Source organism: Luteitalea sp. (genome assembly GCF_022842525.1).
In the GTDB taxonomy this organism is placed as follows: domain Bacteria; phylum Acidobacteriota; class Vicinamibacteria; order Vicinamibacterales; family Vicinamibacteraceae; genus Luteitalea.
The window spans coordinates 1-19,910 of the sequence record NZ_JALHPM010000079.1; the positions used below are offsets into that span (position 1 = coordinate 1).

Annotated in this window: 18 protein-coding genes and 1 pseudogene; 7 read left to right on the top strand and 12 right to left on the bottom strand. The window is 66.9% G+C overall.

What is annotated here, in order from left to right:
- A pseudogene (locus Q0C41_RS16210) lies at window positions 1-227 on the top strand (hypothetical protein); the annotation flags it as partial.
- Here the strand turns inward: Q0C41_RS16210 and Q0C41_RS16215 are convergent.
- The gene (locus Q0C41_RS16215; protein WP_291985252.1) at window positions 224-766 is read right to left on the bottom strand and encodes a hypothetical protein; all 543 of its coding nucleotides are present in this window, start codon (window positions 764-766) and stop codon (window positions 224-226) included. The pseudogene Q0C41_RS16210 and the gene Q0C41_RS16215 sit on opposite strands and share 4 nt — an antisense overlap.
- 734 nt (window positions 767-1,500) lie before the next feature.
- Between Q0C41_RS16215 and Q0C41_RS16220 the strand changes: the two genes are divergently transcribed.
- From Q0C41_RS16220 to Q0C41_RS16245, 6 genes are all read left to right on the top strand, one after another.
- The gene (locus Q0C41_RS16220) at window positions 1,501-2,136 is read left to right on the top strand and encodes a c-type cytochrome (protein ID WP_291985254.1); all 636 of its coding nucleotides are present in this window, start codon (window positions 1,501-1,503) and stop codon (window positions 2,134-2,136) included.
- Window positions 2,137-2,176: 40 nt separating this feature from the next.
- The gene (locus Q0C41_RS16225) at window positions 2,177-4,231 is read left to right on the top strand and encodes a copper resistance system multicopper oxidase (protein WP_291985256.1); all 2,055 of its coding nucleotides are present in this window, start codon (window positions 2,177-2,179) and stop codon (window positions 4,229-4,231) included.
- A complete protein-coding gene (locus Q0C41_RS16230) occupies window positions 4,228-5,124 on the top strand; it encodes a copper resistance protein B (protein ID WP_291985258.1) in 897 nt (298 codons plus the stop codon). The genes Q0C41_RS16225 and Q0C41_RS16230 overlap by 4 nt, the downstream gene beginning before the upstream one ends.
- A 153-nt stretch (window positions 5,125-5,277) precedes the next feature.
- Window positions 5,278-5,748, top strand: a complete 471-nt coding sequence (locus Q0C41_RS16235; protein ID WP_291985260.1) for a DUF305 domain-containing protein — start codon at window positions 5,278-5,280, stop codon at window positions 5,746-5,748.
- Between the two features lie 135 nt (window positions 5,749-5,883).
- Entirely contained in the window at window positions 5,884-6,213 is a 330-nt protein-coding gene (locus tag Q0C41_RS16240; protein ID WP_291985262.1) for a hypothetical protein, read from the top strand.
- Window positions 6,214-6,237: 24 nt separating this feature from the next.
- Window positions 6,238-7,107 carry a DUF1775 domain-containing protein gene (locus tag Q0C41_RS16245; RefSeq protein WP_291985264.1) on the top strand — a complete coding sequence of 290 codons (870 nt, stop codon included), beginning with the start codon at window positions 6,238-6,240 and terminating at the stop codon, window positions 7,105-7,107.
- 21 nt (window positions 7,108-7,128) lie between these two features.
- On the opposite strand, the gene Q0C41_RS16250 is transcribed toward Q0C41_RS16245, so the two are convergent.
- From Q0C41_RS16250 to Q0C41_RS16300, 11 genes are all read right to left on the bottom strand, one after another.
- Window positions 7,129-7,713: a sigma-70 family RNA polymerase sigma factor gene (locus Q0C41_RS16250; RefSeq protein ID WP_291985266.1), complete on the bottom strand. Its 585-nt coding sequence runs from the start codon at window positions 7,711-7,713 to the stop codon at window positions 7,129-7,131.
- Entirely contained in the window at window positions 7,710-8,018 is a 309-nt protein-coding gene (locus tag Q0C41_RS16255) for a heavy metal-associated domain-containing protein (RefSeq protein ID WP_291985268.1), read from the bottom strand. Before Q0C41_RS16255 ends, Q0C41_RS16250 begins: the two co-directional genes overlap by 4 nt.
- Window positions 8,019-8,109: 91 nt before the next feature.
- Window positions 8,110-10,473: a heavy metal translocating P-type ATPase gene (locus Q0C41_RS16260; protein WP_291985270.1), complete on the bottom strand. Its 2,364-nt coding sequence runs from the start codon at window positions 10,471-10,473 to the stop codon at window positions 8,110-8,112.
- An 11-nt stretch (window positions 10,474-10,484) separates the two neighbouring features.
- Entirely contained in the window at window positions 10,485-10,868 is a 384-nt protein-coding gene (locus Q0C41_RS16265; RefSeq protein ID WP_291985273.1) for a cupredoxin domain-containing protein, read from the bottom strand.
- A gap of 409 nt (window positions 10,869-11,277) precedes the next feature.
- A complete protein-coding gene (locus tag Q0C41_RS16270) occupies window positions 11,278-11,697 on the bottom strand; it encodes a DUF302 domain-containing protein (RefSeq protein WP_291985275.1) in 420 nt (139 codons plus the stop codon).
- 88 nt (window positions 11,698-11,785) lie between these two features.
- Entirely contained in the window at window positions 11,786-12,355 is a 570-nt protein-coding gene (locus Q0C41_RS16275; RefSeq protein WP_291985277.1) for an Ig-like domain-containing protein, read from the bottom strand.
- Window positions 12,356-12,644: 289 nt separating this feature from the next.
- A complete protein-coding gene (locus tag Q0C41_RS16280) occupies window positions 12,645-12,815 on the bottom strand; it encodes a hypothetical protein (protein ID WP_291985279.1) in 171 nt (56 codons plus the stop codon).
- A gap of 98 nt (window positions 12,816-12,913) precedes the next feature.
- Complete coding sequence (locus tag Q0C41_RS16285) at window positions 12,914-13,708, bottom strand: cation transporter (RefSeq protein WP_291985281.1); 795 nt, start codon at window positions 13,706-13,708, stop codon at window positions 12,914-12,916.
- 203 nt (window positions 13,709-13,911) lie between these two features.
- A complete protein-coding gene (locus Q0C41_RS16290) occupies window positions 13,912-16,245 on the bottom strand; it encodes a heavy metal translocating P-type ATPase (protein ID WP_291985283.1) in 2,334 nt (777 codons plus the stop codon).
- 5 nt (window positions 16,246-16,250) lie between these two features.
- Window positions 16,251-19,349 (bottom strand): efflux RND transporter permease subunit, encoded by a 3,099-nt coding sequence (locus tag Q0C41_RS16295; RefSeq protein WP_291985285.1) that lies wholly within the window; start codon window positions 19,347-19,349, stop codon window positions 16,251-16,253.
- 3 nt (window positions 19,350-19,352) lie between these two features.
- Window positions 19,353-19,910: efflux RND transporter periplasmic adaptor subunit (locus Q0C41_RS16300; RefSeq protein ID WP_291985287.1), on the bottom strand; the 558-nt coding region annotated here is incomplete at its 5' end.

Consider the following 19,910-nt stretch of genomic DNA (forward strand, 5'->3'; position numbering starts at 1 on the left):
GCCCAACCACCGCGGCGGAGATCGATGCACGCATCCGGCACGCGTGGAGGCACCACCCCAAGCGCCATGTCGTCGAGTCGAGCGTCGAGTTCCTCGACAAGGTGGCTCGTGCGCTGACGCTGCTTCGGGCCGAACTGCCGGCGTGTTGCGCCGGGCACCACGTGCCTTCGGTCCCGGGTGAGGAGACCCGACTCCCCGCGTCGCCGACGTGCGCAGACTGCGACTAGGCGTGGGGTGCCTGCAGTTCGCGCCAGGCAGCCTGGTGCGGCTCCAGCGTTTGGGCCACGGCCCAGGTAGCGTCGAGGAGTGCCTCTGCGGTGCGCGCCAGTTCCGGCACGTGCGTCGACTGGCAGTCACGGGAGAAGGCCTCGCCGGCTGATGCCAACCGCCGATAGGACTGGGTCACCGTGAGGATGTGTTGACGGACGTCTGCGACTGCCTGGAGGAGCGCGGGCCCGCTTCTCCGTGCGAGGAGCATCTCGGCGGTCGGCAAGAAGCGCAGGGTGGATTCCACGAGGGCCTCGACGGCTCGGCCGAGTGCGACGACCTGCTCGGTGCAGCCGTGACAATCAGTTTGGGGACGCCCGGACGCGCAGCAGCGACACGTCTGCCCGTCGAGCGCGAGATGACCGCATGCGCAGACGCCGGACGCTGCCCGCAGGTCATGCGTGAGCCGGCGCACGTCTCCGGCGATGTCTCGCCAGCCGCCATACAAATCCTGTCTGCCAGTGCCAACGTACTGCGCCGCGAGCGATGGAGAGGCCATGACAGATCGATGAGCAAGTGCGATGCCGCGGCAGAGTAATGGCAGCGCGGCTGCATACCATCCGCGCCGCCTCCTCGTGCCCGGCCGCCCGGGGAATCCTTCCGATCGCGGGCCGAATAGTTCGCGCCTCGTCGATCACAATGCTATCCTCCAAAGGTGTCGCTGCTCATGGTGCGGGTCGTCGGCGTGTTGCTGCTGGGTCTCCTCGGAGGGGGACCGGCCGCCGTCGCGACGTGCTCCGTGCTCTGTGCGAGCGGACTGACGGCCGACGGTGGCTCCCGTCAGCATCGTCAGCATCATGCGTCGCCGAGCGCCAGCACTCCTGCGACCGCTCACGCCGCCCACGGCGAGGCGCATGCTCATCAGGGCCAGCCGGCGCCTGCAGCCGCAGCCTCAGTGGCTAGTGACCTGGCCACTGGTGTGACTCCCGTCGCGAATGGCGCGCGCGAGGCCTGTGTCGTCCGCCCGATGGACGTGGCCCTCACCTCGGCTCGTGCGGAAGCGGCCCCACCCGTCGTCGCCGTGCTCCCGTCCGCAGTCCTCTTTGCCAGCAACTCCTCGCCTCTCCAGTACCGGGGACATGGTTCTCCGGGTGCAGACCTGAACAGCGGGCCGCCCCCGCCCCTCGTCCTGCGTATCTGATCCTCTTCGGTGCGTGCGTGGATGCGCACGCGATCCCGAAGACCCCACTCAATTGGCAGTGAGCCGAGGGCTCACCGCCCTGGAGCATTCTCATGAAGGCCGTTCTCCGGGCCTTCCTGCTGTTGGTCGTCGTGATGGCGGCCGTGGCGGGAGCGGCTGCATTTGCCATCGCCACCCGTGGTCTGAGCACGAGCGTGCCACCGACGTCGGCCGAGGCGTGGCTCGCGCGATCGATGCGCTCGCTGGCTACCCCACGCGCCGTCCGCGATCGCCTCAACCCCGTCGCCGCCAGCGAAGAGGTGCTGCGTGGCGCGCGCGCGCACTTCGCGGACCACTGCGCGTCCTGTCACGCCAATGACGGCAGCGGCGACACGCCCATGGGCCGGCGCTTGTATCCCCGTGCACCGGACATGCGGGCACGGCCGACTCAGGCGCTCTCCGACGGAGAGTTGTTCTCGATCATCGAGCACGGCATTCGCCTGACCGGGATGCCGGGTTGGAGCACCGGTACCGCCGAGGGAGAAGCCGCCAGCTGGGGACTCGTGCACTTCATCAGGCGCCTCCCCACCATCACGGCGGAGGAACTCGCGGAGATGGAGGGGCTCAACCCGCGCAGCCCGCAACAATTCCGCGAAGAAGAAGAGGCGCGTCGCTTCCTCGCCGGCGATGAGCCGACCTCAACCGGGAACCAGCCGTCTCCGCACAGCAGCCATGGCGTCCACCGTTGACACCGCGAGCCGCGAACGCCGCCGCACGAGGACCACAGCAATGCCAAACCGATCCGAACCGTCCCAGCGCCTCGTGAGCGCACCCCATTCCGGTCGACGCGCTTTCGTGAAGGGCCTGGCCGCCGCGGGTGTGGTCGCCTCGGCCGGAATCTCGACTCGTGCGCTGGCCGCGGCCGCGGCCGAACGCCTGCCACACGGCGTGCTCACCGGTACCGACTTCGCGCTCGCCATCGGAGAGACCCGCGTCAACATCACGGGGCGAGAGCGGACCGCTCTCACCATCAACAACTCGTTGCCTGGCCCGCTCCTCCGTTGGCGTGAAGGCGACACGGTCACCTTGCGCGTCCGCAACGAGACCAGGGACGGCGACACGTCGATCCACTGGCACGGGATCATCCTGCCCGCAAACATGGACGGTGTGCCCGGCCTCAGCTTTGCCGGCATCCCGCCAGGGGGTGAGTACCGCTATCACTTCCGCGTCAAGCAGAGCGGCACGTACTGGTATCACAGCCACTCGGCGTTCCAGGAGCAGGTCGGCGTGTATGGGCCGCTCGTCATCGAGCCTCGCGAACCGGAGTCGTTCACGTACGACCGCGAGCACGTGGTCATGCTGACCGACTGGAGCGACGAGGCGCCCGAACGGATCTTCGCGAAGTTGAAGAAGCAGTCGGACTACTACAACTTCCGGCAGCGCACGCTGCTCGACTTCTTCCGCGACATCAGGACTCGCGGCGCCAAGGCCACGATTGACGAACGGCAGATGTGGGGGCAGATGCGCATGAGCGCCGCCGATCTCGCCGATGTCACCGGGTACACCTACACCTACCTGGTCAACGGCCAGCCGCCCGCTGCCAACTGGACCGGACTCTTCACACCGGGCGAACGTGTACGCCTCCGGTTCATCAACGGGTCCGCGATGTCCTACTTCGATGTGCGGATTCCCGGGCTGAAGATGACGGTCGTGGCGGCCGACGGCCTGCCCGTACGTCCGGTGCCAGTAGACGAGTTTCGGATTGCCGTCGCCGAGACGTTCGACGTGCTTGTCGAACCATCAGGCCAGGAGGCATTCACGATCTTCGCGCAGGCCATGGACCGCACGGGCTACGCAGCGGGCACCCTCGCGGTGCGGCCCGGGCTTCGCGCTCCGGTACCCGAACTGGACCCGCGTCCGATCCTCACGATGAGTGACATGGGCCATGGAGGCATGGGCCACGACGCACATGGGAGCGGGGGTGGCACGGCCGACCCACACGCGGGTCACCAGATGGCCGCCCCGCCGGCCGCCGCCGCCGCAGATCCCCATGCTGGACACGTGATGCCCGCAGCGCCGTCGGCGAGCGACCCCCACGCTGGGCACGCGATGCCCGCCGCACCCGCCGCCAGCGACCCGCATGCCGGGCACCAGATGCCCGCGGTACCGGCGCCGCCGGACCCCCATGCGGGACACGCCGCGCCGACCGTGCCGCCCGCGACCTCGGATCCTCATGCGGGGCATCAGATGGCACCGGCGTCGACCCCGGCTGGCGGCCACGATGGGCACGACATGTCCGGGAGCATGCAGGCACATCCACGATCGGAGGACGGCAACCCGCTCGTGGACATGCAGACCATGTCGCCCGCGCCGAAGCTCGACGATCCGGGCATCGGACTGCGTGAGAACGGCCGTCGAGTGCTGACCTACGCCGATCTCGAGAGTGTCTTCGCGGACCCGGACGGGCGCGAGCCCACTCGCACCATCGAGTTGCACCTCACTGGGCACATGGAACGGTTCGCCTGGTCGTTCGACGGGATCAAGTTCTCGAATGCGGAACCGGTGCAACTCACCTATGGCGAGCGTGTCCGGATCGTCCTCGTGAACGACACGATGATGACGCACCCGATTCATCTCCATGGGATGTGGAGCGACCTGGAGGACGAGCAGGGCAGGTTCAAGGTGCGCAAGCACACCATCGACATGCCGCCGGGGACCCGGCGGAGCTATCGCGTCACCGCCGATGCGCTCGGGCGCTGGGCCTATCACTGCCACCTGCTGTTCCACATGGAAGCCGGCATGTTCCGTGAGGTGCGCGTCGAGGAACGGGAGCGCCAGTCATGAGGACATGGCTGCTCGTCGTCATGCTCGCGCTGTTGCCAGCGGCGTCCAATGCCCAGCCTGCACCGAGCCCGCCGGCGCAGCCCGGGACTCACGACGGGCACGGTGGGCACAGTGCCCCGGTCGTGCCAACACGTCCGTCCGGTGATGCTCAGGGCGCGCGGCCCGAGCAGGAGGACGCGCCGCTTCCTCCGTTCATCCCGGTGCTGACCGACGCCGATCGCGAGGCGGCGTTCCCGCGACTGGGCGGCCATGCGGTCCACGATCAATCGATCAACACGTTCGTGCTGTTCGACCAGTTGGAGTGGCAGACGGGCGGCGGTGAGGGCGTCCTGAACGTGGACAGCAAGGGGTGGATCGGTCAAGACGTCAATCGCCTGTGGTTCAGGGGCGAAGGCGAGGGTGAGGGCGGCGACCTCGAGCACGCCGAAGCGCACATCCTCTACGGTCGCGCCGTGGCGCGCTGGTGGGACGTGGTCGCTGGCGTCCGGCAGGACGTCGGCCCAGGGCCGAATCGCACGTGGGCGGCCGTCGGCGTGCAAGGGCTCGCGCCGTACTGGTTCGAGGTGGAGGCGACTGCGTATCTTGGCGCCGAGGGGCGCACGCATGTCCGCCTCGAGACCGAGTACGAGCTGCTGATCACCAACAGGCTGGTGCTGCAGCCGTTAGCGGAAGTCGAGATCTACGGGAAATCCGACCCGGAGCGCGGCATTGGCGCCGGCCTGTCCTCCGCGGATTTCGGTCTGCGCGTGCGCTACGAGTTCAAACGAGAGTTCGCGCCCTATGTCGGTGTCACGTGGAACCACAAGTTCTTCGACACCGCCGACTATGCCAGGGAGGATGGCGACAGTGTCCGGAGTACACGGCTGGCGCTGGGCGTCCGGCTGTGGTTCTAGGCGCAAGGAGCGCGAACAGGCTGGTGGTCATGCCGCCGAGCGACCCGAGGCCGTTGGCTCCGGTGTCGCGTCAGGCGCCGTGGCGGATCAGCTGACACGTGCGCGTACGACAAGGCTCACCTCGGTCAACACGATGATTGAAAGGACATCGACATGAACCCTCAGGACGCTCATCACGCTGGAGGCGCGTACCGACGCCTTGCCATCGAGCTGGCGATCGATTTCGTGATCATGTACTTCGTCATGTACACGATGATCGCCACAGCGGGCCATCTCTATCTGAACGTCAACAACGTCTACATGACGCTCATGATGGTCGCGCCCATGGGCGCGGTCATGCTGCTGTCGATGCGGTCGATGTTTCCGTCGGTGGTCCGCAACAGGGTGATCATCGGCACGGCCGTGGTGGTCTTCGCCCTCAGCTACATCGCGATGCGGCAGCAGACCGCCGTGGGTGATCGGCAATTCTTGCGGTCGATGATTCCGCACCATTCCGGCGCCATCCTGATGTGTGAGGAGGCGTCACTGACGGATCCCGAGATTATCGGCCTGTGCAAGCAAATCGTCGAGTCTCAAAGGCAGGAGATCGCGAAGATGCAGGCACTGCTCGCTCGCGGCAAGTGACCCACGTGCGAGCCGCCTCGAGTGCTCGAGGTGAGAGTCACCGAAGTCGGAGACGAACGGGCGGGGGGCCTCAGTCCGGCGCGTGACGCGTCGGTGGGCTCAGGGTTGGACACACTCATTCACAGGGAGGACAGCATGGCTCGACGTCTGGTTGTGATGGTTCTGATGTTCGTGGTGGTTGCGCTTGGCGGAGGCGTTGGTGTGCTGGCTCACGAAGGGCACGAGCACAAGGTGATGGGGACGGTCACGATGGCCATGGCCGATCACATCGCGCTCAAGGACAAGGAAGGGAAAGAGGTCACGATTAAGGTGACCAAGGACACCAAGGTCAAGGCCAAGCCGGCCATCAAGGTGGAGGATATCAAGGTGGGCACCCGTGTGGTCGTGACCGCCGTGCAGGAGAAGGACAAGAGCATGACGGCGAAAGCGATCGAGGTTGGCGTGGCGCCGACCTCGACGAAGTAGCCCGCGCGTCGGCGGAGGACAGCGATGAGGAAGACCCTGCTGTGTCTGGTGGCGGCCGTGCTCTCGCTGCCCGCCGTCGCCCTCGCGCACGTGAGCGTCCGGCCGCGCGAATCGGCGGCCGCCGCCGAGGAGCGGTACACCGTCCGCGTGCCCACGGAAGGAGCGGTGCGGACCATACACGTGCAACTCGAGATCCCTGCTGGGGTCACGGTGCTGGAGGTGCTGCCTGTCGAGGGTGGTACGGTCGACACCGTCAAGGCAGGCGATCGGATCACGTCCATTACCTGGAAGAAGGAGATCCCGCCGAAGCAATCGGCCGAATTCGTGTTTCGGGCCCGAAATCCCGCCGCCGGGGATATCGCGTGGAAGGCCCATCAGCACTTTGCCGATGGAACGGCGGCCGACTGGGTCGGGCCGGCTGGCGACAAGCGGCCGGCGTCGGTGACGAAGCTGTCGATGTCGGCGAGCGCCGGCAGCGCGCAGCCGGGAAGCGGTGAGGCCGCCACGGTGGCGGCGTGGTTGAAGGGGTACGACGCGGCCTTCAACGCGAAGGACCTCGAGAAACTGGCATCGTTCTACGATCCTGACGTGACGATGTACGAGGGCGGTGGTATCAACCACGGGTGGGCCAACTACCGCGACCGCCATCTCGGGCCGGAATTAAAGGCGTTCGAGAACCTGGAGTTCGGCCACACGAACACCAGGGTGACGATCCTCCCCGGCGGGCAGGCCGCGTATGCGACGTCCGAGTACTTCCTCAAGGCGAAGATCGGGGCGCGCGATGTCGACGCTCGGGGGCTAGAGACGCTCCTGCTGCTCAAGGGTACGGATGGCCGCTGGAAGATTCGCCATTCGCACACCTCGAGCCGGCCTGCGCGGCGACCAGCCGCGTAACGCGTCCGTCTGTTTCGGCGGTCAACTGGCAGGACGCCCGCACGAACAATCCAAGCATCCGTGGTCCGCGCAGGTGCCGCAGGACGCGGCCACCTGCGCCCGTAGCGCCTGACGTGCACGGAAAACGCGGACGCCGGCATTGTTTGCCGTGAGGCCCTTCGCGGCCGCGTACTCCTTCACGGGGACACCCTTCACCTCAATCTCCTGCAGCGCATCTGCATACTCGGGCTTCAGCGTGGCCGCCAGCCGCGATACGCACGCGCAGATTTGGTCGGCGACCTCGGGCGGCGGCACCGACTCGGGTAACTCGGACGCGAACCGCTCGAGGGCACTGCCGGCCACCGCGTTGCGGCGATAGTGGTCGATCACGGCATTGCGTAGCAGCCGATAGAACCAGGCGACCGCCGACTCGCCGTCCCGCAGCGTGTGAACGTGCGTGACCGCGCGGCCGAAGGCCTCCTGTAGGAGGTCCTCGGCCGTGTCCCTCGAGCCGACGCGGCGCTCGAGAAAGTGGAGGAAGTCGCGATGGTTCTCGACGAGCGTGTCCAGCACGGCCCTGGCGTCGAGAACATCGCCGCTGTCCCCACGGTTCTTCGGATCGGTCATCGATGTCCCCCGCAGCAGCAGCCAGGCTCAGCTCGTCTGGTGACGGGGCGCGCCGCCGCACCGGACGCCTGGCTCACTGCTGCATCGTAGCCTGCGCTACGGACGGCGGCGATCAAGGCCTGGACGTCGGCGACAACGGTGGCCCAGCGCACCGTGGCAGACCTGTGCTCGAGGTTGATCGTTACCTCGGTTGCGCCCGGTACCGCGGCCAGCGCGTCGCGAACGCGTCGCTCGCACGACCCGCACGTCATTCCCTGGACCGCCAGCTCGACAGTCGATGTCTCGGTATCGATGAAGTTCGTCACTGTGTGTCCTCTCCCGTGGTGGCGCCGCCGTCCGTACCGTCGGCACCCTGTTCGAAGGTGCAGACGCACGGCGCCGAGCGGCATTACGCGCTCATGCCCCTAGACGAGCGGCACGAAGTCGCAAGCTGTTGGTGACGACGCTGACCGAGCTGAATGCCATGGCGGCGCTGGCGAGAATCGGACTCAAGAGGAGTCCGACCACCGGGTACAGCACCCCCGCGGCGATGGGAATGCCCACGACGTTGTAGACGAACGCCCAGAACAGGTTCTGTCTCATCGTCGCCATCGTCCTTCGCGAAAGCGCGATCGCCGTGGCGACGCCGCCGAGGTCACCGCGCATCAGCGTGATGTCTGCGGCCTCGATGGCGATGTCGGTGCCGCTTCCGACGGCGAGTCCGACATCCGCCTTCGCCAGTGCCGGCGCGTCGTTGATGCCGTCGCCGACCATCGCCACGACCTGGCCCTCTGCCTGCAGCCGCGCGATCTCTGCGACCTTGCCCTGAGGCAGGACGCCAGCCACGACCCGGTCGATGCCGGCCTCGCGAGCGATGACCTCGGCCGTGCGCCGGTTGTCGCCCGTCAGCATGACCACGTCCAGGCCCATCGCCTTGAGGCGAGCAATGGCGTCCCGACTCGTCGCCTTGATCGGGTCGGCCACCGCGATGAGGCCGAGGACGCGGGGGGGCGCGCCGCTGCTCGCGACGAACATCGGGGTGCGTCCACGGTCCGCGAGACCCTCGGCAACGTGGGCGAGTGTGCCGGCATCCAGGCCCTCTTCCTCGAGCAGTGCCGCGTTTCCGATGAGGAGGCGCTCGCCGTCGACCAATCCCGCCGCCCCGCGTCCGGTCAACGACCTGAACTCGCGAACCGGTGGCACTACAAGATTGCGCTCTCGCGCCGCTCGCACGATGGCGTTGGCCAATGGGTGCTCCGAGGCGATCTCGAGTGAGGCCGCCCGCGCCAGCAGTGTGTCAGCGTCGATCCCGGCGTCGCTGGCCACCGCCACGTCGGTGACCGAGGGGCGCCCATCGGTCACGGTCCCGGTCTTGTCGAGTACGACGGTGGTCAGCGCACCTGCGCGCTGCAGCGCCTCGCCACCCTTGATGAGGATGCCGTGTGCCGCGCCGCGCCCCGTCGCGACCATCAGCGCCGTTGGCACCGCCAGGCCCATCGCGCACGGGCACGCGATGATGAGGACCGCGACGGCCGTCGCAAACGCCTGCAGCATCGAGCCCTCGCCGGCGATCACCACCCACGCGGCGAACGTGGCAACCGCGAGGGACAGGACGACCGGCACGAACACCGCGCTCACCGTGTCGGCCAACGCCTGGATCGGCGCCCGCGAGCCCTGCGCGTCGCGCATCAGCTTAGCGATGCGCTGCAGCGCACTGTCAGTGCCGACGTGCTCCGCACGCAGACGGAAAGCGCCCGTGCCATTGACCGTGCCACCGAACACCGGGTCACCAGGCCCCTTTTCGACGGGCAGGCTCTCGCCCGTGAGCATCGATTCATCCAAGGCACTGCCGCCCTCCAGGATCGCGCCATCCACCGGCACGCGTTCCCCAGGCCGCACCAGGACGATGTCGCCGGCCGCCAGGGTGTCCACCGGCACGTCTACCTCCTGGCCATTTCGGAGCACGCGCGCCGTCTTCGGCTGCAGGTCGGCCAAGGCACGCAAGGCCGCTGAGGTCTGGCGCTTCGCGCGAGCTTCGAAGGTGTTCCCCATGAGAATGAGCGCGATGATGAAGAGCACCGCCTCGTAGTACACGTCGGGCGAGACGCCGCGCGAGGACAGGAGGGTCGGGGCGACGGTGGCGAGGGCCGAGTAGGCGAAGGCCGCTCCGGTGCCGACCGCGACCAGCGTGTTCATGTCGGCCGCGTGGTGCCGGAAGGCCTTCCAGGCGCGCACGTAGAAGTGACCGCCGGCCCACGCCATGACCGCCGCAGTGATCGTGAAGAGACTCCACGACAGCACATCGCGGTCCACGCCGTAGAGCCACGGCATCACGTTGGACAGCCAGGGGTCGATCACGCGATGTGACCATGCCAGGAAGGGATCGGTCGGCGCGGCGGCGTGGCCGTGAGCAGGACTGGCGGCAGGCCCTCGCATCAGAGGCATCGAGATGAGCATGCCCAGGCTTGCAGCCGCAAGGCTGGCGATCGCCTTGCGGCGCACCTGGCGGTACTCCTCCTCGTGGGCGCGGTCCTGTGCGGCCTGCTCGTCCAGCGCCGACTGCTGCGTGACCGGCAGCGACGAGCCGTAGCCGGTCTGTTCGATGACCGACACGAGGGAGGCCGGGCTCACGGCCGTGCGGTCGAAGGTCACCGACGCGTTCTCGAGCATCAGGTTCACCGACGCGCGGGTCACCCCGGGCGTCTTCTCGAGCGCCCGTTGCACACGGACGGAGCACGAGGCGCAGGTCATACCGGCGACAGGTAGAGTCAATGTGTCCATGACGTCCTCGCCTATCCGCGCCCGACGACGATGCGGCCGCGCAGCATGCCCATACCGCAGGTGAACTCATAGGTGCCGGTCTGGTCAGGAGTGAACTGGACAGACGTGACCGCCCCCGTCGGCAGGAACCGGCGGATTCCGAAGTGCGGCAGGACCACTTCCTCCGAGCAGCCGGAGCTGTCGGCACGCTCGAAGCTCAGTCTGACCGGACGTCCGGCCTCGACCTGGACTGCCGCGGGCGAGTAGCCGCCGTCTACCCGGATGAGCACCTCCTGTAGCCCGCTGGCCTCCGTGGCGGCGGCCGTTACCTGCCGGCCGGCGACGAAGAAGTACCAGTTGATCCAACCGATCGCCACCACGCTGGCGGCCAGCACCGTACCCTCGACAAGCGTCATACCCACCCTCCTCGTTAGGACATCGAAGTCCGTTGCTGGAGTTGACGCGGATGGGAGCGGCACATTACAGGGGTTACCTGCCTGGCGAGTTCTGGACCCGTGGAGCTCAAAGAACGCGCCACCAACCGCCGGGCGCCGCAGGGTGGACGCGCGTTGTGAGAATTGGCCTCGGGCGCTTCAGTACCCCCAGTTGTCGGGTACCCCCAAAAGCATCCTCGTCGCGCACGGGTGCGACGAGGACGCCGGCAGCCACCGAGGCCGTCGACCGACCACATGTCGTGAGTTGTTTGGGGATCTCGTGGAGCAGAGCCAAACGTCCATGGACTGCCGTGGACGCCTACGGACAACTCTGGACGAATGGTGGAGTCGGGGGGGGTCGGCTCGAGCTCGACTCGCATCCAGCGCCTGGTCAGGTGTTCTCGCGAATCCGAGCGAGCGCCGCCTGCAGGCGTCGATCAGCTTCATCGGCGACCGGCCGCAGCGCCTCGCTCTTCACGAACTTGAACATCGTCGTGGGTTGCGCAATCGACACCACGCTCCCGCCGTCCTCTTCCCACACGCACACGTTGCAGGGCAGCAGCAAACCGATGCCCAGCTCATTCTGGAGCGCGCGATGCGCAAGCTGCGGATTGCACGCGCCCAGAATCACGTACGGCCGGAACTCCGCGTCGAGCTTCTTCTTGAAGGTGTCCTGGACATCGATCTCCGTGAGCACGCCGAAGCCTTGCGACTTCAGCGCCTCAACGGTACGTGCGCGCGCGTCCTCGAAGGATGTACCGGGGAGGTGCGCCGGATAGCCGTAGTCAGGGTCACTGCTCTGAGGTCGCATGGCGATTCCGAATGTGCGCGCGGTCGATGTCTAACCTGCACACCTCATCAACAACGACGTCGTCCTGCTGCGCGACATCATGTGGGGGCTACGCGGTCGTGAAACTGAACGCCATGCCGTAGCTGCCGTTCGCGTGGCGCCAGCCGTCGCCCATCATTCCCCAGCCCATGCCGCCACCGTGGAGGCCGGACATCATCCCGCCCTGAATCCACTGTCCTCCCATCATCGCGCCGTGGGTGTCGTAACCGGCCGGATTGCCCTGAGCATCCCTGAGACCCCCGCCCATGTGGATGGTGTAGGTCATGCGCGGCGTCAGAGGCGCCGTTGGACTGCAGGTGAGCACCGCCCTGTCGGCCGTCCAGCCGCAGTTCATGGGGACCGCCGGTCCGTCGAGTCCCCCCAGGTGCATGTCGAAGTACTGCTCCATGCCGGATGCCATCGGACCGCCAAAGCGGAAAGTGATCGGCGTCGACGCGGGCACGCCCGACGTGCTTCCCTGCGGCGACACGGACATGAACACGGCCCCGGTCGCCGGCGACACACTGACAGAGCTGGGCCCCGTAAGCTGGTCGGAACCGCACGCTACCAGAAGGAAGGGTGAAAGCAGGATGGCGTGCTTCGCAACCTTCCTGATGACAGTACTCAACGGAGCGAGCATGGCAAACCTCTGGCGGGCTCCAAGAGCAAGACCCGCGCCACGGCTCGTAGCGGCGGTTATGGCGAAGGCGCGAGACGGGCAGGGGCAGGAACGCGGAATTGCCCGCAGGCCGTGCGAAGGATTCAACCGAGCCCAAGGAAGTGGACCGCTACCTCTGCAGTGCCTCGGGCCACGGCGGGGCAGATCGGATCTGGCCGACGCGGGCATATCGCTATAGGCGGGTCGGCGGTCCCTCGGTTCGGGTCACGACCTGCTGCGCGGAAGGCTCCATCGGCCACCAGGGCCGCGGTCACCCTTCATGCATGAGCAGCCGCAGCGCGTTCCCGATGACGAGCAGGGTGCTGCCCTCATGGATGGACACGGCCGGCCCAATCCCGAACACGCCCGTCGTGGTCACCAAAATCAAGGCGCCGATGACTGCAAGTGAGAGATACAGGTTCTGCCGACTGATCACCGGCACGACCGGTCAAGGAGCGCAGGGTCACCGAGCCACCCCGACGTTCAGATCGACCGCGGAACCCTGTGAGTGGCGCGGTGTGGCTGTTCAGCGCTGAGGGTTCAAGCTTTGAGCCGCAGGATGCGAATAGCGCCGCTGAGCACAACGAAGGCGATCATTGTCGCGACGACAAGGTCGGGCCAGGATGACCCGGTGATCGCGACCACGCCCGCCGCCGCAATCACACCCATGTTCGCAAGGACGTCGTTCGTGGTGAAGATCCAGCTCGCCTGCATATGGGCGCCTCCGCCACGATGGTGCGACAGGAGCCATAGGCTCGCCACGTTGGCCACTAGTGCGGCCGTCGCGATCGCCACCATGGTCGGTGACTCTGGCGAACTACCTTGAAAAACACGTCGACCAACCTCCACCAACGCGCCAAGGCCGAGGAGCATCTGAAGGACGCCGCTCACATGGGCCGCACGCAGTTGCGCCGCGCGCGCGCGGTGTGCGCCAAACAGCGCGATGCCATAGACGGCGGCGTCCGCGAACATGTCCAGCGAGTCCGCGAGCAGCGCAGAGGAGTCGGCAATGACCGCACCAGCGAGTTCGGCCACGAACATGCCGGCATTGATAAATAGCACCCAGACGAGCGCCTTCCTCTCTGTGACCCCGGTTTCCGGCAGAGCGGGTTCGTTCTCGGGCGCCACGCCACTGTTGACCAGTTCTGCGCCCAGGTTGAGGGCGCGCAGCCGCTCCATCACGTCCACGGCGGCGTCGTGCAGGACGGTGACCTCACGACGCGAGAGGTCGGCGCGCAACCCTGCGACGCCGTGTTGTCCTTCCAGCGCAAGGCGAACGAGGCGCTCTTCCGCCGCACAGTCCATTTTGGGGATGGAGATGACGCTCTTCTGCATGGGGGTCTCAGGCGGGCTGGTGTCGTAGGAGCTCGTCTTCTTCAGGTCGGTCGATCTGAATGGTCCTGTGTGGACGCCAATGTGGAGGCCAGCATCTGGCGAGCGGCCTCGAAGACATCCAGATGCGCGCGATTTCCACGAGCTCGATGTGCGCTCACAGTGCGGTCATCCGCTAGCAATCGACCACACGACACTTGCCGTAATCACCCCTCATGCACGAGCAGCCGCAGCGCGTTCCCGATGACGAGAAGGGTGCTGCCCTCATGGATGAACACGGCCGGCCCAATCCCGAACACGCCCGTCGTGGTTGCCAAAATCAAGGCGGCGATGACTGCCAGCGAGAGGTACAGGTTCTGCCGAATGATCACCCGTGCCTTTCTCGACAGTCCGATCGCGAACGGCAGGCGCCCGAGGTCATCAGCCATCAGCGCGACATCTGCCGTTTCGAGTGCGGTTGCCGTTCCGGCGGCCCCCATCGCAATCCCGACGGTCGCTTGCGCCAGGGCCGGCGCATCGTTGACCCCGTCTCCGACCATGGCGACGGAGCCATGCTCCTTCAACAACGCTTGAATCGCCGTCACCTTGTCTTCTGGCAGCAGCTCCCCACGCACTTCGTCCACGCCCACTTCGTTGCCGATGGACTCGCCGACGGCGCGATGATCCCCGGTCAGCATCACGACACGTGTGAGGCCAACCTTCCGCAGCTGGTCGAGCACGGCGCGGACACCCTCCCGCGGCCGGTCGGCAAGTCCGAGCACACCCAGCCAGGTCTCGTCTGAGCGGACGAGCATGACGCTGCGGCCGCTAACCTGGAGGCGTGCAACGGATTGGAGGATCGTTTCGGGAATGGGGACGTTGGCGTCGGTGAACAATCGCGCATTGCCAATCTCCATCCGACGGCCGCCGACAGTCGCGCGGATGCCGCGCCCCGTGACACTCTCGACCGCGTCCGCCACATCGATCCTGAGCCCCACGGCCTCCGCTTTGCGCACGACCGCGGCCGCCAGTGGATGCTGCGATTGCTGTTCCACCGCGGCCGCAAGACGCAACAGATCGTCGGGGCTCACGCCCGGCGCAGGAACCACGTCGGTCACCTCTGGTTGACCCACCGTCAGCGTTCCGGTCTTGTCGAGCGCAATCGCCTTGACCGTGCCCAGATTCTCCAGGTGCATGCCTCCCTTGATCAGCACGCCGCGGCGGGCTGCCTGGGCAATCCCCGCCAGCACAGTGGCTGGCGTCCCCAGCGCCAATGCACAGGGCGATGACGCCACGAGGAGGGCGAGCCCGCGATAGAAGCCGGTCGACCACTCCCAGATGCCGAGCAGCGGCGGCACGACGATGACGAGCACGGCGGCGATGAGAACGGCCGGCACGAATACCCGCTCGAATCGTTCGGTGAAGACTTGCGTCGGCGCCTTCTGGGTCTGCGCTTCCTCGACGAGCTTGATGACACGGTCTAATGTGCGATCACCAGCGGCCTTCGTGGTTTCGACGGTCAGCGCGCCTTCACCATTGATCGTACCCGCGAAGACGTCGTCGCCTTCGGCCTTGTCCACGGGCACCGACTCACCAGTGATCGGTGCCTGGTTGATCGCGGACTGCCCGGCCACAATCCGCCCGTCCACCGGCACGCGTTCCGCTGGGCGAACAAGCACACGATCGCCTCTCTGCACGCGTGCAACGGGCACCTCTTCGAACTGGTCGCCTCTTTGTACATGAGCGACAGGTGGCGCGAGGTCAGCCAAGGCCCGAATCGATGCGCGTGCCCGACCGAGCGCATAGTGCTCGAGCGCATGCGCCAACGAGAACAGGAACAAGAGAAATGCACCCTCGGCCCATTCGCCGAGCATCGCGGCGCCGAGTGCCGCAAGCAGCATGAGCAGGTCGATGTCAAAGGAGAAGCGACCTTGTCGGACGCTGCCAAACGCATGTCGGATTAGATCAAACGCGCCGAACGCGTACGATCCCAGGTAGATCGGGATGACGGCTGACGGAGCGACGCCAGACCGCGACAGCGCGAACCCGATCGCGAGTAGCGCGCCAGCCGCGAGGCTCCAGGCGAGTTCCCGATGGCTCGCATACCAGCCGCGCGGCGCATGAGGCTCCGGGAGGGTGGCCAGTCCAGCTGCGCTGAGAGCATCCTCAACGTCGTCGGGCCGAAAGCGCGCACGTTCGAACTCGACCCGGACGATCTGCCCGGCAAGGTTTGCAGACGCTGCCAGCACGCCGTGAACTGCCATCACGGTGTTCTCGACTCGCCGACCGGCGTCTTCGGCCTCGATGGCACGAATTGGCCAGACGCGATGCCCGTATCGCTCCCGGACTTCAGCCCCAGCCGCTCGGGCAAGGCGCTCGACGCTGTCAATCGTGACGACGTCAGGGTCGTAGTGCAGGCACAGCGACGGTGTGTCGCCGTCGTCAACGACGTGCGTTCTCGTAATCCCGCGTCGGAGAGTCAGCAGCTCTTGCAGCCGTCGCACACACGCGTCGCGCGCGTCGGGAATCTCCGGCAGCAGAAGCGGCAGTTCGATTCGCACGTGTCTCACACGCGACCTCCATCAAGGGGCGGCTCTGGAGCTTGACGTGTGAGCCAGCCGTGCACGTGCATGTAGAACGTCGGCAGCACGAGCAACGTGAACAGCGTCGAGGTCACAAGACCGCCGATCATCACGATGGCCAGGGGCCGCTCGATCTCGGTGCCGTGGAGCGAGAGCACGAGGAGAGGCAACAGCCCCAGGGTCGCGGTGCCGGCGGTCATGAGCTTCGGCCGCACCCGGCCGATGCTCGCTTCCCGAACGGCGTCATGTAGTGGCAGCCCATCAGCGATGAGCCCACGCGTCTGCGTCACGAGCACCAGACTGTTCTGCACGGCGATGCCAAACAAGCCGATCAGGCCCACCAGTGAGGAGACGTTCCATGTCTCACCGGCGATGGCGAGCGCGAGGATGCCGCCGACGAAGGCGCAGGGCACGGTCACGAGAATGAGGCCGGCCTCGACGGCTGAATCGAGGGCGACCAGCAGAAGGACGAACACGCCGAACAGTGCCGTGGCAATCGCCAGTCGCAATGCGCGCGCGGATCGGTCCTGGCTTTCGACGCGACCGCCGAGATCGAAGAAGTAACCCGCCGGCAGCTGCAGTCTCGAATCCAGCCGAGCACGTACGTCGGTGGCGACACCGGCAAGATCGCGGCCCGACACCGACCCCTCGACGGCGATCCGTCGCGTGCCGGCCTCTCGGCGAATCGCGGCCGGACCGAACGTCTGCGCGATCTCGGCCACCTGGGCCAAGGGGACGCGCGAGTTGTCGTGGCCATCGATGAGGAGCGTGCGTATGGCATCGAGCGAGCGCCGATCGTCGCGCAGCTTCAGAATCAGATCGAACCGCCGCTGTCCGATCCAGATCTCGGAGGCCTCCTCACCAACCAGCGCCGTCCGGACAGCACGGACGATGTCACCGGGCGCCAGTCCCACGCGTGCAGCCGCGTCTCTCTTGATGGCGATCTGCAACTGGGGCAGGCCCGTGAGCTGTTCGGCCCGCAGGTCGGTCAGCCCTTGGACATCGCCGATCGCCTGTTCGGCCCGCTCTGCCAGCCGCGCGAGTTGGTCGAGATCCGGACCGAAGATCCGCACGGACACATCCGCTGGCGTGCCTCCAAGGCCCTCGTCGATGCGCATACCCAGCGGAGTCGTGAACAGGACGGCGACGCCGGGCAGCGGCTCCAACCGCTCGCGCATGTCCGCTTCGATGGCATCGAGCGGGCGCGCGCGTGCGGACCGCAACACGACGAGCACGTCGGAGATCGTGTGCGGCATCGGATCCTCGGTGCGCTCCGCCCGGCCGGTGCGGCGGACCACGTCTTCCACTTCTGGTACCTGCCGCAGTCGGTCCTCTACTTGATGGTTCAATCGATCGACCTCCTCCAGAGAGGCCTCGGCGGGAAGCACGGTCTGCAGCAGGAAGGCGCCCTCATCGAGTTCAGGCATGAAGTCGCTGCCGAGACGGAGGCCGAGCAGCGCGGTTGGCAGCAGGATCGCGAGCGTCACGGCCGCGACGATCAGCGGCCGGCGCAGCGTCCAGTCCAGCGCCGGCGCATACCACCGCTTTAGGACCCGGAGCACTGGCACGTCCTCGTGCTCGCGGTGGGTGGGCCTCAACACGCGGCTCGCGACGACAGGCACGACCGTGACGGCGAGGATCAACGCGGCAAACATCGCGGCCATCACCGCCCCAGCCAGCGGCTGGTACATGCGACCCTCGATACCGCTCATCCCGAACAGCGGCAGGAACACGACGATCACGATGGCCGTGGCAAAGGCGATTGGCGTGGCCACTTCGAGCGCTGCGGCCCTGGCGCGGTCGCGACGATCCTGCGCGTCGCCGCCGTGCTGTACGCGGTGCAGAATGTTCTCGACCATGATGATAGCCGCATCGACCAGCAGGCCCACGGCGATGGCGAGTCCTCCCATGGTCATCGTGTTGAGGCCGACCCCGAGCGGCTTGAGCAGCAGGCCGGCGAGCGCAATCGACACGGGGATGGTGCACGTGACCAGCAGCGCGGCCCGCCAGTTGCCGAGCAGCACGAGAATGACGATCACCACGAACACACCACCGAGCGCGACGGCGCGCCCCACTCCGCCGAGCGCGGCATCCACCAGCTGCGACTGGTCGTAGACCACACGCAACTGCACGCCCTTGGGCAACGCGCGACGGATGTCCTCGATCGCCTGCCGAATGCCGGCGGCGACCTGTACCGTGTCGGCGCCGAACTGCTTGATGACACGTGCGCTGACGACTTCACCTTTGAGCCTGTGCGCGATACCACGGCGCACGGCAGGACCCTCTCGCACGTCGGCCACGTCGTTCAGCAGCACCGGCACGTCCCCTCGAACGGCGACGACGGTGCCGCGCAAGTCGTCGATGCTCTGCGCGCGACCAAGTGCACGTACGGTCCACTCGATGGCCCCCTGCGCGACGACTCCACCGGATGCGTTCAGATTCGCTTCCTCGACCGCGTGGCGCACCTCGTCCAGGGTGATGCGCCTCGCTGACAAACGCTCGGGGTCGAGCAGCACCTGGTACTGCCGGAGGTAGCCGCCGAGCCGCTCCACTGCGGCCACCCCCGGCACCGCGACCAAGCGGTTGTTGACCTCGAACTCTGCGAGATCCCGGAGGGTCATCAGGTCTGCCGCGCCCGGCGACGCTTCGAGCGTGAACTCGAAGATCTCGTTCAGACGTCCGGTGAGACTGGAAATGAGCGGCGGCTCGGTCCCCGGTGGCAGCTGTCCTGACACCTGCGCGACGCGCTCGGCCACGAATTGCCGCGAACGGTAGTAGTCCGCGTCAGGCTCGAACTCGACCGTGACCTGCGCCACGCCGAGTTGCGAGACGGAACGCACGCGCCGGACGTCGGGCAACCCGGCCAGGGCCACTTCCATCGGGATGGCGATCGCGGTTTCGAGTTCCTCGGCGCCCATGGACGCGTTCTGCGTGATCACGTTGAAGATCGGCGCTGACAGGTCCGGGAAGACGTCCCGTCTCAGATCCTGAAGCCAGACCGCGCCGATGGCGCTACTGGCCCCAACGAGCAGGATCGCCAGCAGCGGCGTACGAAAACTTCCGTCGATGAGTCTGCGGATCATGGCTCAGTGGTCGTCATGACCCGCAGTGCCCTTCTCGGCCTGCGCCTTGAGGAGGAACGCGCCCTCGACCACCACGGTGTCACCCGCGGACAACCCGGAGAGCACCTCGATCTCGCCTCCGAGGTCGCGGCCGCGCCCGATTCGGCGAATCGTGAAATGACCTGGACTCTGCGGCAGGAACACACACCAGGCGTCGCGCACGCGCTGGACGGCGGTGACCGGGACCGCCAGCACCTCGCCAGTCGCATCACCCACGGGTACGGCGGCGGTGGCAGTCATGCCCGGACGGAGCACGCCTTGGGGATTGCGCACGTCGATCCGGACGTCGACGGTCCGTGACTCTGGCTCGACGTGGCGACCGACGAGGCTCACGGTTCCGGCGACGTCCTGACCCGGCAGGGCGGTCAGTGCGATGCGGGCGGAAGTGCCAGGCGTGATGCGCACCGCGTCGCGCTCGAACGCATGCACCGTCAACCACAGGCGTGACAGGTCACCGATGTGAAAGGCGGGCGTCTCTGGCGAGAGCATCTGGCCGACGACAGCCGTTTGCTGGATCACGGC